Source organism: Agrococcus baldri, assembly GCA_900114805.1.
Lineage (GTDB): Bacteria > Actinomycetota > Actinomycetes > Actinomycetales > Microbacteriaceae > Agrococcus > Agrococcus baldri.
Genome location: FOZN01000001.1, coordinates 203,176 through 217,512, shown reverse-complemented (window position 1 = coordinate 217,512; position 14,337 = coordinate 203,176). Strand labels below are relative to the sequence as shown.

Genomic DNA, 14,337 nt, shown 5'->3' with positions numbered 1-14,337 from the left:
GGCGCGCCGCGGCGCGAGCGAGCCTTGAGCAGCGCCGCACCGCGCCGATAGCCTGTCGTCGTGATCTCTCAGCTGCCGAACCCGCTGCTGCCCGCGAGCTACGACCTGATCTGGTCAGGCGTGGTCGTGGTGGTGCTCGCGCTGATGGTGACGGCGCTGTGGCAGGCGCTGCGCTCGAAGGCGCACACGGGCGGCCAGCAGCTCCTCTGGGCGCTCGTCATCGTCGTCGCGCCCGTGCTCGGCGCTATCGCCTGGTTCGTGCTCGGCCGCCCGAGGGACGCCGCCGCGCCGACCGCCTCGTAGCGCCCGCGCCGCCCGAGAACCGGGGCCGCGCATTCATCAGGCTCGACACGATCTCGACCGGCGGCGGCTCGGTGGTGCGGTTCGACCTGCGCTGACTGCTACTCGGGTCGCGCCCGGCTCACCCCGGCTTCTCAACGTGCGAGGTGGTACGCCGCCGCGATAGTTGCGGCGAACCCCCACCTGGCACGTTGAAATCCTCTGGCGCGGGCGACGCGTAGGCTCGCGCACATGGCCCAGGTCACACTGCTGTGCGGGCCCGCCTGCGCGGGCAAGTCGACCCTCGCGCGCGAGCTCGAAGCCGGGGGAGCGCTCGTGCTCTCCTACGACCGCGAGGCGTGGGCGCGCGGGGTGCGCGACGGCAAGCCTTCGCAGCAGCTCATGCACGAGATCGATGACGACTTCCATCGGCAGGTCGCCGATGCCGTCTCGGCCGACCGGCACGTGGTGCTCGACGCGTCGCTGTCGACCCGCGGCGTGCGGGATCGGTGGCGGATGCGCTGCGGCGCCATGGACGCGCAGGTCGAGCTGGTCGTCGTGCGAGCCCCGCTCGAAGCGCTGCTGGAGCGCTCGCACGAGCGCGAGGCCGGCCCCGAGTCGGTGGTGCTCAGCGACGAGGAGCTGCGCGACTATGTCGCCGGCTTCGAGTGGCCCGGCGACGACGAGCGGCACCGCACCGTCGACACCGCCTGATCCTGCCAGGATGGGCGCATGGATCCCGCCGTCGCCCTCTCGCTCGGCTCGCTGCTGCTGATGCTGGGCTCGCTCGCGATCGGCATCGTCGTGCACCTCATCGGCCTGGGCCGCATCGCGCCGACGCCCGTGCTGGGGCTGCTCGGCTGGCGGCTGCGGACGGATGCGCGGGTCTACACGGGCACCCACCGCGCCGCCACGCCGCTGACCTGGCTGACCGCGGCGGTCGCCGCGGTGGCGGCTGGCGGCGCGCTCGTCGCCGGTGCGCAGGGAAGCGCCGACGAATCCGCGGTGCTGCTCGTGCTCGCCGCCATCGTGCTCCTCATCGGGCTCACGCTCGCCACCTGGCGCGCGCACACCGCCCTCGGCGACGACGCGCTGCGCGACGACGGCCCTGACGCTCGCTGACCGCTCCGCCCAGCGCGAGACCCCGGGCACACCCTGCCAGATCGGCCCGGACTTGCTAGAATCCTTCCTGGATCCGAGGCTGGATCCGCGGACGAGGGAGCCGTACCCGCATCGCGACAAGACGGCCGGAAGGACTCGTCATGTCCTGGGTGATCCTGATCGCCTCCGGTCTGCTCGAGGCGGTCTGGGCGGCCGCCATGCAGGCCTCGAAGGGCTTCAAGCGGTGGAAGCCGACGGTGCTGTTCGCCGTCGCGATGATCGTCTCGATGGGCGGGCTCGCGTGGGCGATGCTCGAGATCCCCACCGGCACCGCCTATGCGGTCTGGGTGGGCGTCGGCGCCGTCGCGACCGTGCTGCTGCAGCTCGCCCGCGGCAAGGAGCGCCTCACGCTGGTGCGCTCGCTGCTGCTCGTGCTGCTGGTCGGATGCCTCGTCGGCCTGAAGCTGGTGAGCTGAGATGCGCGGCCGCACCGCATGGATCGTGCTGCTCGGCAGCGCCGTGCTCGAGGCCGTCTGGGCGACGGCGCTCGGCCAGTCGGAGGGCTTCACGCGGCTCGTGCCCTCGATCGTCTTCGTCGTCGCCGGCATCGCCAGCTTCATCGGCCTCGAGCGGGCTGTGCGCGTGATCCCGCTGGCGACCGGCTACGCCGTCTGGACGGGCGTCGGGGGAGCGCTCACCGTCGTGTGGGCGCTCGCGACCGGCGCGCAGCCGTTCAACCCGCTCATGCTGGTCTTCCTCGCCGGCATCCTCGCGGCGGTCGCGGGCCTCGCGCTCACCGAGCGCGCCGAGCCCGCCTCGCCCGCCGAGCCCGCCACGAGGGACCCCGAGCCGACGTCGCCCCAACCGTCCGCACCTGCGCCCCCCACCGCATCCGACCCCGCCTGACACGCTGCACAGCGCCCGTCGCAGCATCGGGGTCACGATCTGCGCCGCGCGCAACCGAGATCGAGCCGTTCGTGACCCGGATCCACCGGGAAGCCCTAGATCGAGTACTCGATCTGCGGCAGCTCCGCCGGCGACAGCTGCGAGACCGGCCTGGCGGGCATCCCCACGAGCGTCACGCCCGACGGCGCGTCGTGCAGCACGACCGCGTTCGCGCCCACCTTCACGTCGTCGCCGAGCGCGATCGGCCCGAGGATCTTCGCGCCCGCCCCCACCAGCACGCGGTGCCCGAGCGTGGGGTGGCGCTTGACGGCGGCGTTGGCCGTGCCGCCCAGCGTGACGCCGTGGTAGAGCATCACGTCGTCACCGGTTTCGGCCGTCTCGCCGATCACGACGCCCATGCCGTGGTCGATGAAGAAGCGGCGGCCGAGCCGCGCCCCGGGGTGGATCTCGACGCCGGTGAGGAACCGCATCCACTGACTGCCGGCACGCGCGAGCGGGCGCGCACCGGCATGCCAGAGGCGGTGATGGATGCGGTGGGCCCACACCGCGTGCAGGGTCGAGTAGGTGAGCGCGATCGTCACGCTGCCGTGCGCAGCGGGGTCGTGCCGCTTCGCGTTCTCGATGTCCTCACGGATGTTGAGCAGGCCCAACCGATCCTCCTTGTTCGTGCGGTGATGGCGGATGCGTCGTCCCGCCCGGGCGGACCGGTCAGGCCAGCTCGGCGTAGACGGGCATCGAGAGGTAGCGCTCGCCGGTGTCGGGTGCGATCACGACGATCGTCTTGCCGGCCGACTCGGGGCGGCGGGCGACCTGCAGGGCGCTCCAGACGGCGGCGCCGGCGGAGATGCCGGCGAAGATGCCCTCCTTGGCGGCGAGCTCGCGCGTGGTGGCGACCGAGTCGTCGAGCGAGACGTCGATGACCTCGTCGTAGACCTCGCGGTCGAGGATGGCGGGCACGAAGTTGGCACCCAGCCCCTGGATCTTGTGGGGGCCGGCCTTGCCCTCGGTCAGCAGCGGCGAGTCGATCGGCTCGACCGCCACGACCTGCACCGATGGCTTGCGCTCCTTGAGCAGGTTGCCGGCGCCCGAGATGGTGCCGCCGGTGCCGATGCCGGCGACGAAGATGTCGACGGCGCCGTCGGTGTCGGCCCAGATCTCCTCGCCGGTGGTCTCGCGGTGCACGCGCACGTTCGCCTCGTTCTCGAACTGGCGGGCGAGCACGGCGCCGGGCGTCTCGTCGACGATCTGCTGCGCGCGCTCGACCGCGCCGCGCATGCCGTCGGGGCCGGGCGTGAGCACGAGCTCCGCACCGTAGGCCTTCAGGATCGCGCGCCGCTCGACAGACATGGTCTCGGGCATCGAGAGGATCACCTTGTAGCCGCGGGCCGCGCCGACCAGTGCGAGCGCGATGCCGGTGTTGCCGCTGGTGCCCTCGACGATGGTGCCGCCGGGCTGCAGGTCGCCGGAGGCCTCTGCGGCGTCGACGATGGCCTTGCCGATGCGGTCCTTGACGGACGCGGCGGGGTTGAACGACTCGAGCTTGACCAGCACGGTCGCGTCCGAGTCGTTGATGCGCTGCAGCCGCACCAGGGGTGTGCCGCCGATCGTGGCCGTGATGTCGTCGAAGATGCGCGCCATGCGAATACCTTTCATCGGGTGGAAGCTTTGCTTCTAGTCTACGCCGCTCGTGCTGGGAGTCAGCGCACGCCGCTCGCCCGGCATTCCCGTCCGGAACCCGCAGCCGCTGGCGCTAGCGTGATGCTGTGGATCCTCAGGTGGTCGCCGACCTCGTGCGCGACGCTCGCTCGCGCCTCGGCCTGGCCGGCATCGACGGCCCCGACGCCGAGCTGCTCGCCGCCTGGGCTGCCGGCAGCTCGCTCGGCGAGGTGCGCGTCGACATGGCCATGGGCCGGTCGTTCGAAGCGGATGCGGTGGCCCGCTTCCTCACGGCCGTCGCCCGCCGCGAGGGCCGGGAGCCGCTGCAGCACATCACCGGCTCCGCGCCGTTCCGGCATGTGGAGCTGCGCGTGGGACCGGGCGTCTTCACCCCCAGGCCCGAGACCGAGGTGCTGGTCGACGTCGCGCTCGAGCACCTGCGGCGGCACCGGCCTGAGCTGGGCAGCGGGCTCGTGCTCGATGTCGGCACCGGCAGCGGGGCCGTCGCGATCACGATCGCCCGCGAGGCCGACGTGCCGGTGGTCGCCGTCGAGCAGAGCCCGGCCGCCTACGTCTGGGCGCGGCGCAACATCGCCGAGCTCGCGCCCGCGACCGTGCTGCTGCACGCGGATGCGCGGGATGCCGCCGCGCTCGCCGCTGTCGGGGTCGAGCCGGGCTCGCTCGCCGCGCTCGTGTCGAACCCGCCCTACGTGCCCCACGCATCCGTGCCCGCCGACCACGAGGTGCGATGGTTCGATCCGGCGACCGCGCTCTACTCGGGCGCCGACGGGCTCGACTTCATCCGAGACCTGGTCTCGATCGCCGCCGACCTCGTGCGGCCCGGCGGGCTGGTGGCCGTGGAGCACGCCGAGCAGCAGGCCGCCGACGTGCGCGAGCTGCTGGCCGATGCGGGCTTCCGCGACGCCTTCACGCGGCGCGATCTCGCCGGCCGCGACCGCGTCACCGGCGCCATCCGCTGACCCCGCCACCGCCCGTCGCGGGGGACGGTGGCGGCCCTGCCAGCACTACCATGGACGGGTGCCCGCCATCCACGACACCGCCGACCCTGCCTCGCTGCTCGCCGGGATCCGCGCGGCTCGCACGGCCATCGCGGCCGGGCGGTGCATCGTGATGCCGACCGACACGGTCTACGGCATCGCGGCCGACGCCTTCTCGCACCAGGCGGTCGCCGGGCTGCTCGCCGCCAAGGGTCGCGACCGCGGCTTCCCGCCGCCGGTGCTGGTCGCCGACCGCCACATGGCAGCGGCGCTCGCCGAGCGCATCCCGGCCGAGATCGAGCCGCTGCTCGACGCGCACTGGCCGGGCCCGCTCACCGTCATCGTGCGCGCGCAGTCCTCGCTGGCGTGGGATCTGGGCGACACCGGCGGCACCGTCGCGCTGCGCGTGCCCGACCACCCCATCGCCATCGGCCTGCTGCAGGAGACCGGCCCGCTCGCGGTCTCGAGCGCCAACCTGCATGGCATGCCCGCGCCCACCGAGGCCGCCGCGGCCGCCGAGATGCTCGGCGAGAGCGTCGCGCTGGTGCTCGATGCCGGCACCGTCGGCGGTCAGGCGCCGGGGCAGCAGCCCGCCGGCGCGAACAACGGCTCCACCATCCTCGACTGCTCGAGCGAGGGCGTCTTCCGCATCGTCCGGCAGGGCGTGCTGCCGCGCGAGACGATCGCCGCGGTGCTCGGCGAGCAGCTGCAGGCCGCGGCGCCGGCGGAGGGCGGCCAGGCCGACCCTCCCGCCGCCGGATGACGCGATGACCTTCCTCCTCATCACGCTCGCGGCGGCGGTCATCACCTTCATCGCCAGCCGCGTCGTGCTGCGCCTCGCGCTCAAGCACGGCATCCATCCGCCCGTGAGGGAGCGCGATGTGCACTCGCGACCGACGCCGCGGCTGGGCGGCGTCGCGATGTGCATCGGCATGCTCGGCGCCTTCGGCATCGCCACGCTCATCCCCTCGCTCGCGGGCGTCTTCGCCGAGCCCATCCGCATCTGGACGCTGCTGGGCGCGGCGCTCGCCATCACCGTCATCGGCGTGCTCGACGACCTCTTCGACCTCGACTGGATGCTGAAGCTCGGCGCGCAGATCCTGGTCGCCACCGGTGTGGCCGTGTTCGGCGTGCAGATCGTCAGCCTGCCGATCGCGGGGCTCACCGTGCCCTCGGCGACCATGGCGATCGTGCTGACGGTGCTCATCATCGTGCTGGTGATGAACGCCCTGAACTTCATCGACGGGCTCGACGGGCTCGTCACGGGCACGACGATCATCGGCTCGGCAGCCTTCTTCGGCTACATCTGGATGATCAGCCAGAACTTCGCCCAGCAGAATGCCTACTTCTCGCTCGCGAGCCTCATCACCGCGGTGATCGTCGGCGTCTGCCTGGGCTTCCTGCCCGTCAACTGGCACCCGGCCCGCATGTTCATGGGCGACGGCGGAGCGCTGATGCTGGGCCTGCTGACCGCGGCGAGCGCCATCGCCGTCACCGGCCAGATCGACATCGGCACCATGGGCGGCCGCAGCCAGATCCTGCCCGCGTTCATCCCGGTGCTGCTGCCGCTGGCCATCCTGCTGCTGCCTTTGACCGACTTCGTGCTCGCGGTCGTGCGGCGCGTCATCAACGGCAACAGCCCCTTCGCCGCCGACCGCAAGCACCTGCACCACCGGCTGCTCGACATGGGCCACTCGCACCTCGGTGCCGTGCTCATCTTCTACGCCTGGACGGCGGTGGTCTCGATCGGCTGCTTGCTCTTCCTGATCTGGCCGTGGTGGGTCGTCGTCGGCGTCATGCTCGCGGGCTTCCTGGTCTGCGCGCTGCTCACCGCCGCGCCGGTCGGCAAGCGCATCTGGCGCACCTTCCTGCGGGTGATGCGCGAGCGGCGCGGCACTCGTGGGAAGATGGCTGCCGACGCAACGACACTCGCCGACACCAGCGCCGAGACGCCGATTCCCAGGGGAGACATCCGGTGACCAGCACCCAGATCATGCAGCGCATCCTGCTGTGGGGAGGCATCCTCGCCGCGGCCGTCGCCGTCATCGGCGGGGTGGTCGGATGGTTCCTGGCCGCAGGCGCGGGCGTCGCCTCCGCACTGGTCGGCACGGCACTCGCGATCATCTTCTGCATGCTGACGGCCGGCAGCATCCTGCTGGCGCTGAAGGTGTCGAAGGGCGAGATGGTCTCCGGCGCCTTCTTCGGCATCGTGCTGGGCGGCTGGCTGCTCAAGTTCGCGCTCTTCATCGTGCTGGTGTTCGTGCTGGGCGAGCAGAGCTGGCTGCACCGCGGCGTCGCCTTCGGCTCGCTCGTGGCCGCCGTGATCGGCTCGCTCGCCATCGACTGCGTCGTGATCGCCACTAGCCGTCAGCCGACGATCGACAGCGACGCCGACGATGAGACCCAGGGACGCCCAGCATCGGGCGCACGCGCCTGAATCCTGCGCCCGGATTGGCCGATCGGCTGAATCCGCTCTGATAGAGTTGTGATCGCTCCCCCCTGTTGTGCCGCTCATACCCTGAGCGTGTGTGCGCGAGGGGGCGCACCGACGTCGAACCGGCGCCAGGCGCCATGAGGTTGAGGAAGAAACGCTGAACGCCTTGATGACGCTGCTGGCCTCCGCTGCGAACGAGCCCGAGCCGTTCCATCCGCCGAGCCTGGCCGACTTCTTCCCGCAGGTCTTCCTGTTCGCTGAGCCGACGATCCCGTGGTTCGAGGACGACTCGCCCATCTTCGGCATCAACCGCATCATGCTGGTGCGCTTCATCGCCGCGATCGCGCTCATCCTGATCTTCGTGCTCGGTACCCGCAAGATGCGGCTCATCCCCACGCGCGGTCAGAGCCTGATCGAGATGGGCCTGGGCTTCGTGCGCGACGGCATCGCCTACGACCTCCTCGGCGAGAAGGACGGCAAGCGCTTCCTGCCGCTCCTCACCACCATCTTCTTCATGGTGCTGGCGATGAACCTCACCGGCGTCATCCCGTTCCTCAACATCGCGGGCACCTCGGTGATCGGCGTGCCGCTCGTGCTCGCGATCGTCTCGTACCTCGCCTTCATCTACGCGGGCGTCAAGAAGCACCCGGGTGCGTTCTTCAGGAACTCGCTGGCTCCCGCCGGGGTGCCCTGGTTCCTGTACATCATCGTCACGCCGCTCGAGTTCATCTCCACGTTCCTCCTGCGGCCGATCACGCTGACGCTGCGACTGATGATGAACCTGCTCGTCGGCCACCTCATGCTCGTGCTGTTCTTCGCCGCGACGCACTTCTTCCTCTTCAGCCTCGGCGGTGGCTTCATCGCACTGGGCGCCGGCACGCTCGTGTTCGGCTTCGCATTCACCGTCTTCGAGCTGCTCGTCTGCGTCCTGCAGGCCTACGTCTTCGCAATTCTCACCGCTGTCTACATCCAGCTCGCGCTGGCTGAAGAGCACTGACCAACCACCGGACTCCCGGAACACAACGGAAGGAAACACCGTGGACAACGCCACGACCATTCTCGCCGAGATCAACGGCAACATCGGCACGGTCGGCTACGGCCTCGCCGCGATCGGCCCGGCCATCGGCGTCGGCATCGTTGTCGGCAAGACGATCGAGGGTGTTGCGCGCCAGCCCGAGCTGCAGGGCCGCCTGACGGTCCTCATGTTCATCGGCATCGCGTTCACCGAGGCGCTCGCCTTCATCGGCATCGCCACGTTCTTCTTCATGGTCTGAGGACCCGATGCTGACAACTGCACTCAGGATGGCGGAGGAGGGGGAGCAGCCCAACCCGCTGCTCCCCGCCTTCTACGACATCCTCTGGTCGTCGGTCATCTTCGTCGTCCTCCTGCTGATCTTCTGGAAGGTCGTCCTGCCTCGCGTGCAGGCGCTGCTCGACGAGCGCGCCGCAGCGATCGAGGGCGGCATCAAGAAGGCCGAGGAGGCGCAGGCGGAAGCCGCTGCCGCACTGGAGTCGTACAACACGCAGCTCGCCGAGGCCCGTGCCGAGGCGTCCTCGATCAAGGAGAAGGCTCGCGCCGACGCCGCGAAGATCGAAGCCGACCTCAAGGCACGCGCCACCGAGGATGCCGAGCGCATCACCGCGCAGGCGCAGCAGCGCATCGAGCAGGAGCGCCAGGCGGCGTTCTCGTCGCTGAAGTCCGAGGTGGGCACGCTCGCCCTCGACCTCAGCGAGAAGGTCGTCGGGGAGTCGATGGACGACTCGCGCTCGGCAGCCATCGTCGACCGCTTCCTCGCTGACCTCGAGCGCGAGGGTGTGAGCCGCTAGTGGGCAGCGCGACCAGCCAGGCGCGAGCCGGCATCGACGAGGCGCTCCGCGCGCAGCCGCAGGCCGGGCTCGAGGACGCACGGGAGCTCTTCCAGGCTTCGCGCGCGATCGAGCGCAGCTCGCAGGTGCTCGCCTCGCTCGGCGACCCGGTCTCGACCCCCGACGCGCGTGCGGCCCTGGCCCACCGCGTGCTCGGTCAGCTCGGTGCACCTGCGAGATCGATCGTCGCGCACCTGGCCCGCCAGCGCTGGTCCGACGCCGCCGACATCCTCTCCGCCATCGACGGCGCGGGCATCCGCGTCGCCGTGCGCGCGGCGGGGGATGCCGATGTCGCGGGCGAGATCGCCTCGTTCCAGCGGATCGTCGCCTCGGATGCCGAGCTCGAGCTGGCCCTGGGTGGCCTGCGCGGCACGGCCGACGAGAAGGCACGCCTCGTTCAGCAGCTGCTCGCAGACAAGTCGAGCGAGCCCGCTGCGGTCATCCTCGACCACCTGGTGCGCGCGCCGCGAGGCCGCCGCATCGGAGCGATGCTGCGCTCGGCGGCGGCTGAGGTGGCTGCGGCTGCCGGCCGCTCGCTCGCGACCGTCACCACGGCCCGTGAGATCTCCGCCTCGCAGCTCGACCGGCTCCGCGCCGGCCTCGAGCGCCAGTACGGCCGCACGCTGCAGCTGCAGCAGATCGTCGACCCCGCCGTGCTCGGCGGACTTCGCGTCTCGATCGGCGACGACATCATCGACGGCACCGTCCGTTCCAAGTTCACCGACCTGCGCCTGAAGCTCGGCTAGGTCGAAAGCCCCGAAGAGGAAGACACATGTCAGAGCTCACCATCAGCCCAGACGAGATCAAGGGCGCCCTCGCCGACTTCGTCTCGTCCTACGAGGCGTCGACGTCGACGACGGCCGAGGTCGGCCACGTCATCGACGCTGCAGACGGCATCGCGCACGTCGAGGGTCTCCCCGGCGTCATGGCGAACGAGCTGGTCCGCTTCGCGGACGGCACGCTCGGCCTTGCGCAGAACCTCGACGAGGCCGAGATCGGCGTCGTCGTGCTCGGTGAGTTCGCCGGCATCGAAGCAGGCATGGAGGTGACCCGCACTGGCGAGGTCCTCTCCGTCCCCGTCGGCGAGGGCTACCTCGGCCGCGTCGTCGACCCGCTCGGCAACCCGATCGACGGCCTGGGCGACATCGCCTCGACCGGCCGCCGCGCCCTCGAGCTCCAGGCTCCCGGCGTCATGCAGCGCAAGTCGGTGCACGAGCCGCTCCAGACCGGTGTCAAGGCGATCGACGCCATGATCCCCGTCGGCCGCGGCCAGCGCCAGCTGATCATCGGCGACCGCCAGACCGGCAAGACGGCCCTGGCGATCGACACGATCATCAACCAGAAGGCCAACTGGGAATCCGGCGAAGTCAACAAGCAGGTGCGTTGCATCTACGTCGCCATCGGCCAGAAGGGCTCGACCATCGCTTCGGTGAAGGGCGCGCTCGAGGACGCCGGTGCGATGGAGTACACGACCATCGTCGCCTCGCCCGCATCCGACCCCGCAGGCTTCAAGTACCTCGCCCCGTACTCGGGCTCGGCTATCGGCCAGCACTGGATGTACGAGGGCAAGCACGTCCTGATCATCTTCGATGACCTGTCGAAGCAGGCAGAGGCCTACCGTGCGGTCTCGCTGCTCCTCCGCCGCCCGCCGGGCCGCGAGGCATACCCGGGTGACGTCTTCTACCTGCACTCGCGTCTGCTCGAGCGCTGCGCGAAGCTCTCCGACGAGCTGGGTGCGGGTTCGATGACCGGTCTGCCGATCATCGAGACGAAGGCCAACGACGTCTCGGCGTACATCCCCACCAACGTGATCTCGATCACCGACGGCCAGATCTTCCTGCAGTCCGACCTGTTCAACGCCAACCAGCGTCCCGCGGTCGACGTCGGCATCTCGGTCTCCCGAGTCGGTGGCGACGCGCAGGTCAAGTCGATCAAGTCGGTCTCCGGCACGCTCAAGCTCGAGCTCGCCCAGTATCGCTCGCTCGAGGCCTTCGCGATGTTCGCATCCGACCTCGACGCCACGTCGCGCCGTCAGCTCGCCCGAGGCGCACGCCTCACCGAGCTGCTGAAGCAGCCGCAGTACTCGCCGTACCCGGTGGAGGAGCAGGTCGTCTCGATCTGGGCCGGCACCAACGGCAAGTTCGACGACGTCGAGGTCAGCCAGGTGCTGCAGTTCGAGTCGGAGCTGCTCGAGCACCTGCGCAGCAACAGCACCGTGCTCGCCACGATCCGCGACTCCGGCAAGCTCGAGGACGACACCAAGGCGCAGCTCGAGTCCGAGGTCGACGAGTTCGCCAAGAACTGGCAGGGCAAGGACTCCGCGAGCATCACGGACCCGGGCACCGAGGCGAACAACCCGATGGTTGAGGACGTCAACCAGGAGCAGATCGTCAAGGGCCGTCGCTGACGCGAGCTCGCTGAGGAGGCGGAATGGGAGCCCAGCTCCGGGTCTATACGCAGAAGATCAAGTCTGCGCAGTCGACCAAGAAGATCACCAAGGCGATGGAGCTCATCGCTGCATCGCGAATCCAGAAGGCGCTCGTGCGCGTGAAGGCGTCGAACCCGTACGCACGGGCGCTGACGCGCGCCGTGAGCGCGGTCGCCACGTACTCCAACGAGGCGCACCCGCTGACGGTCGAGCGCGACGAGCTCAAGCGTGCGGCGATCGTCGTGCTGACGAGCGACCGCGGCCTGGCCGGCGCGTTCAACTCGCAGATCATCCGCGAGGTGGGCGAGCTGCGGGCGAAGCTCGAGGCTGAGGGCAAGGAGGTCGATCACTACCTGATCGGCAACAAGGCCGTCGGCTACTTCAAGTTCCGCCAGCGCCCCTACATCAGGGAGTGGACGGGCATCTCGGACGTGCCGACGCCCGAGGTCGCGCAGGAGATCGCGGAGGCTGTGCTCGAGGCGTACGTCTCGGAGCAGGTCGACGAGATCCACGTCGTCTACAACCGCTTCGTCAGCATGATGACGCAGGACCCGACCTCGGTGCGGCTGCTGCCGCTCGAGGTGGTGGAGGCGGAGGACGCCGGCACCGCAGAGCACCTGCCGCTGTACGAGTTCGAGCCCGAGCCCGCTGGGGTGCTCGACGCCCTGCTGCCGGTCTACGTCGAGAGCCGCATCTTCAACGCACTGCTGCAGTCGGCCGCCGCCAAGCAGGCCGCCACGCAGAAGGCGATGAAGTCGGCCTCCGACAACGCCGACAAGCTCATCACCGACTACACCCGCCTGCGCAACAACGCGCGCCAGGCCGAGATCACGACGCAGATCTCCGAGATCGTGGGCGGCGCGGACGCCCTCGCCTCGGCGAAGTAGCCACGAAAGGCAACCACCATGACCATCACTGACACCACCGAGACCTCGCAGACGCAGGCCGGCGTCGGTCGCGTCGCTCGCGTGACCGGTCCCGTCGTCGACATCGAGTTCCCGCACGACGCGATCCCCGCCGTCTACAACGCGCTCAAGACGACCGTCGACTTCGGCGACGGCACGCCCACGCAGGAGATCACGCTCGAGGTCGCCCAGCACCTCGGCGACGACCTCGTGCGCGCCATCGCGCTGAAGCCCACGGACGGCCTCGTCCGCGGCCAGGAGGTGCGCGACACCGGCGAGCCGATCATGGTTCCCGTCGGCGACATCACCAAGGGCAAGGTCTTCAACGTCATCGGCGAGGCGCTGAACCTCCCCGAGGGCGAGACGCTCGAGGTGACCGAGCGCTGGGGCATCCACCGCAAGGCGCCCTCGTTCGACCAGCTCGAGTCGAAGACCGAGCTCTTCGAGACCGGCATCAAGTCGATCGACCTCCTCACACCGTACGTGCAGGGCGGCAAGATCGGCCTGTTCGGCGGTGCCGGTGTCGGCAAGACGGTCCTCATCCAGGAGATGATCCAGCGCGTTGCGCAGGACCACGGCGGTGTGTCGGTGTTCGCCGGTGTCGGCGAGCGCACCCGTGAGGGCAACGACCTCATCCACGAGATGGAGGAGGCGGGCGTGTTCGACAAGACCGCCCTCGTCTTCGGCCAGATGGACGAGCCCCCGGGCACGCGTCTGCGCGTCGCGCTCAGCGCGCTGACGATGGCGGAGTACTTCCGCGACGTGCAGAAGCAGGACGTGCTGCTGTTCATCGACAACATCTTCCGCTTCACGCAGGCCGGCTCCGAGGTCTCGACGCTGCTGGGCCGCATGCCCAGCGCCGTCGGCTACCAGCCGAACCTCGCGGACGAGATGGGCATCCTGCAGGAGCGCATCACCTCGACCCGCGGCCACTCGATCACGTCGCTGCAGGCCATCTACGTGCCTGCTGACGACTACACCGACCCGGCCCCGGCCACGACCTTCGCGCACCTCGACGCGACGACGGAGCTGAGCCGCGAGATCGCGTCGAAGGGCCTCTACCCGGCCATCGACCCGCTCACGTCGACCAGCCGCATCCTCGACCCCCGCTACCTGGGCGACGACCACTACCGCGTCGCGACGACGGTCAAGCAGATCCTCCAGAAGAACAAGGAGCTGCAGGAGATCATCGCCATCCTCGGTGTCGACGAGCTGTCCGAGGAGGACAAGATCGTCGTGAACCGTGCGCGTCGCATCCAGCAGTTCCTCTCGCAGAACACCTACATGGCGAAGAAGTTCACCGGTGTCGAGGGCTCCACGGTGCCGCTCAAGGAGACCGTCGAGTCGTTCGACGCGATCGCCAAGGGCGAGTTCGACCACGTCGCCGAGCAGGCCTTCTTCAACGTCGGCGGCATCTCCGACGTCGAGGAGAAGTGGGCGCAGATCCAGAAGGAGAACGGCTGATGGCTCTGACCGTCAGCATCGTCTCCGCCGCCGAGGAGGTCTGGACGGGCGAGGCCACGCAGGTCATCGCCAAGACCACCGAGGGCGAGATCGGCATCTTGAAGGGCCACGAGCCGGTGCTCGCGGTGCTCGCCGACGAGGGCACGGTGCGCGTCACCGAGTCCTCGGGCACGGTGCACACCGTCGAGGCCGCTGACGGCTTCCTCTCGGTCGACCACGACCGGGTCGAGATCGTCGCTCGGAACGCCAAGCTCGCGTGATCGTCCTGCTGCCGCCCAGCGAGACGAAGGCGGCAGGCGG

Annotated in this window: 19 protein-coding genes and 1 riboswitch; of the genes, 17 read left to right on the top strand and 2 right to left on the bottom strand. The window is 69.9% G+C overall.

Annotated features, from left to right (window positions below; all coding sequences use genetic code 11):
* The first annotated feature begins 60 nt into the window (after window positions 1-60).
* From BM288_RS01010 to BM288_RS00990, 5 genes are all read left to right on the top strand, one after another.
* A complete protein-coding gene (locus BM288_RS01010; RefSeq protein WP_318255256.1) occupies window positions 61-303 on the top strand; it encodes a PLD nuclease N-terminal domain-containing protein in 243 nt (80 codons plus the stop codon).
* Between the two features lie 228 nt (window positions 304-531).
* Window positions 532-993, top strand: a complete 462-nt coding sequence (locus tag BM288_RS01005; RefSeq protein WP_092915017.1) for a P-loop nucleotide/nucleoside kinase family protein — start codon at window positions 532-534, stop codon at window positions 991-993.
* Window positions 994-1,011: 18 nt separating this feature from the next.
* Window positions 1,012-1,401, top strand: a complete 390-nt coding sequence (locus tag BM288_RS01000; RefSeq protein WP_092915015.1) for a hypothetical protein — start codon at window positions 1,012-1,014, stop codon at window positions 1,399-1,401.
* A gap of 66 nt (window positions 1,402-1,467) precedes the next feature.
* A riboswitch (guanidine-III (ykkC-III) riboswitch) is annotated at window positions 1,468-1,531 on the top strand.
* 10 nt (window positions 1,532-1,541) lie between these two features.
* Window positions 1,542-1,856: a DMT family transporter gene (locus tag BM288_RS00995; RefSeq protein WP_092915013.1), complete on the top strand. Its 315-nt coding sequence runs from the start codon at window positions 1,542-1,544 to the stop codon at window positions 1,854-1,856.
* Between the two features lies 1 nt (window position 1,857).
* On the top strand, window positions 1,858-2,286 hold the full coding sequence (locus tag BM288_RS00990) for a DMT family transporter (RefSeq protein WP_092915011.1): 429 nt from the start codon (window positions 1,858-1,860) through the stop codon (window positions 2,284-2,286).
* 95 nt (window positions 2,287-2,381) lie between these two features.
* Here the strand turns inward: BM288_RS00990 and epsC are convergent, their stop codons facing one another.
* Both epsC and cysK read right to left on the bottom strand, forming a co-directional pair.
* Window positions 2,382-2,936, bottom strand: coding sequence for a serine O-acetyltransferase EpsC (epsC, locus tag BM288_RS00985; protein ID WP_092915009.1), 555 nt, complete (start codon window positions 2,934-2,936; stop codon window positions 2,382-2,384).
* 58 nt (window positions 2,937-2,994) lie between these two features.
* Window positions 2,995-3,924 (bottom strand): cysteine synthase A, encoded by a 930-nt coding sequence (gene cysK / locus BM288_RS00980; RefSeq protein WP_177220185.1) that lies wholly within the window; start codon window positions 3,922-3,924, stop codon window positions 2,995-2,997.
* A gap of 125 nt (window positions 3,925-4,049) precedes the next feature.
* Here cysK and prmC point away from each other — a divergent pair, with 125 nt between their 5' ends.
* The 12 genes from prmC (at window position 4,050) to BM288_RS00920 (ending at window position 14,297) form a co-directional block, all read left to right on the top strand.
* Window positions 4,050-4,922 (top strand): peptide chain release factor N(5)-glutamine methyltransferase, encoded by an 873-nt coding sequence (gene prmC, locus BM288_RS00975; protein ID WP_092915007.1) that lies wholly within the window; start codon window positions 4,050-4,052, stop codon window positions 4,920-4,922.
* A gap of 58 nt (window positions 4,923-4,980) precedes the next feature.
* Complete coding sequence (locus BM288_RS00970) at window positions 4,981-5,703, top strand: L-threonylcarbamoyladenylate synthase (RefSeq protein WP_092915005.1); 723 nt, start codon at window positions 4,981-4,983, stop codon at window positions 5,701-5,703.
* Window positions 5,704-5,707: 4 nt separating this feature from the next.
* Window positions 5,708-6,919 (top strand): glycosyltransferase family 4 protein, encoded by a 1,212-nt coding sequence (locus BM288_RS00965; protein ID WP_092915003.1) that lies wholly within the window; start codon window positions 5,708-5,710, stop codon window positions 6,917-6,919.
* Window positions 6,916-7,377, top strand: a complete 462-nt coding sequence (locus BM288_RS00960) for a Cg1360 family ATP-synthase-associated protein (RefSeq protein WP_092915001.1) — start codon at window positions 6,916-6,918, stop codon at window positions 7,375-7,377. Before BM288_RS00965 ends, BM288_RS00960 begins: the two co-directional genes overlap by 4 nt.
* Window positions 7,378-7,543: 166 nt before the next feature.
* The gene (gene atpB, locus BM288_RS00955) at window positions 7,544-8,371 is read left to right on the top strand and encodes a F0F1 ATP synthase subunit A (RefSeq protein ID WP_092914999.1); all 828 of its coding nucleotides are present in this window, start codon (window positions 7,544-7,546) and stop codon (window positions 8,369-8,371) included.
* A 40-nt stretch (window positions 8,372-8,411) separates the two neighbouring features.
* Entirely contained in the window at window positions 8,412-8,648 is a 237-nt protein-coding gene (atpE, locus tag BM288_RS00950) for an ATP synthase F0 subunit C (protein ID WP_092667153.1), read from the top strand.
* A gap of 7 nt (window positions 8,649-8,655) precedes the next feature.
* Window positions 8,656-9,201, top strand: a complete 546-nt coding sequence (locus BM288_RS00945; protein WP_092914997.1) for a F0F1 ATP synthase subunit B — start codon at window positions 8,656-8,658, stop codon at window positions 9,199-9,201.
* Complete coding sequence (locus BM288_RS00940) at window positions 9,201-9,986, top strand: F0F1 ATP synthase subunit delta (RefSeq protein ID WP_092914995.1); 786 nt, start codon at window positions 9,201-9,203, stop codon at window positions 9,984-9,986. Before BM288_RS00945 ends, BM288_RS00940 begins: the two co-directional genes overlap by 1 nt.
* Before the next feature lie 26 nt (window positions 9,987-10,012).
* Entirely contained in the window at window positions 10,013-11,647 is a 1,635-nt protein-coding gene (gene atpA, locus BM288_RS00935) for a F0F1 ATP synthase subunit alpha (protein ID WP_092914993.1), read from the top strand.
* A gap of 23 nt (window positions 11,648-11,670) precedes the next feature.
* Entirely contained in the window at window positions 11,671-12,555 is an 885-nt protein-coding gene (locus tag BM288_RS00930) for a F0F1 ATP synthase subunit gamma (RefSeq protein WP_092914991.1), read from the top strand.
* 18 nt (window positions 12,556-12,573) lie between these two features.
* Window positions 12,574-14,037, top strand: a complete 1,464-nt coding sequence (gene atpD / locus BM288_RS00925) for a F0F1 ATP synthase subunit beta (protein WP_177220184.1) — start codon at window positions 12,574-12,576, stop codon at window positions 14,035-14,037.
* The gene (locus BM288_RS00920) at window positions 14,037-14,297 is read left to right on the top strand and encodes a F0F1 ATP synthase subunit epsilon (RefSeq protein WP_092914989.1); all 261 of its coding nucleotides are present in this window, start codon (window positions 14,037-14,039) and stop codon (window positions 14,295-14,297) included. Before atpD ends, BM288_RS00920 begins: the two co-directional genes overlap by 1 nt.
* Window positions 14,298-14,337: the final 40 nt, after the last annotated feature.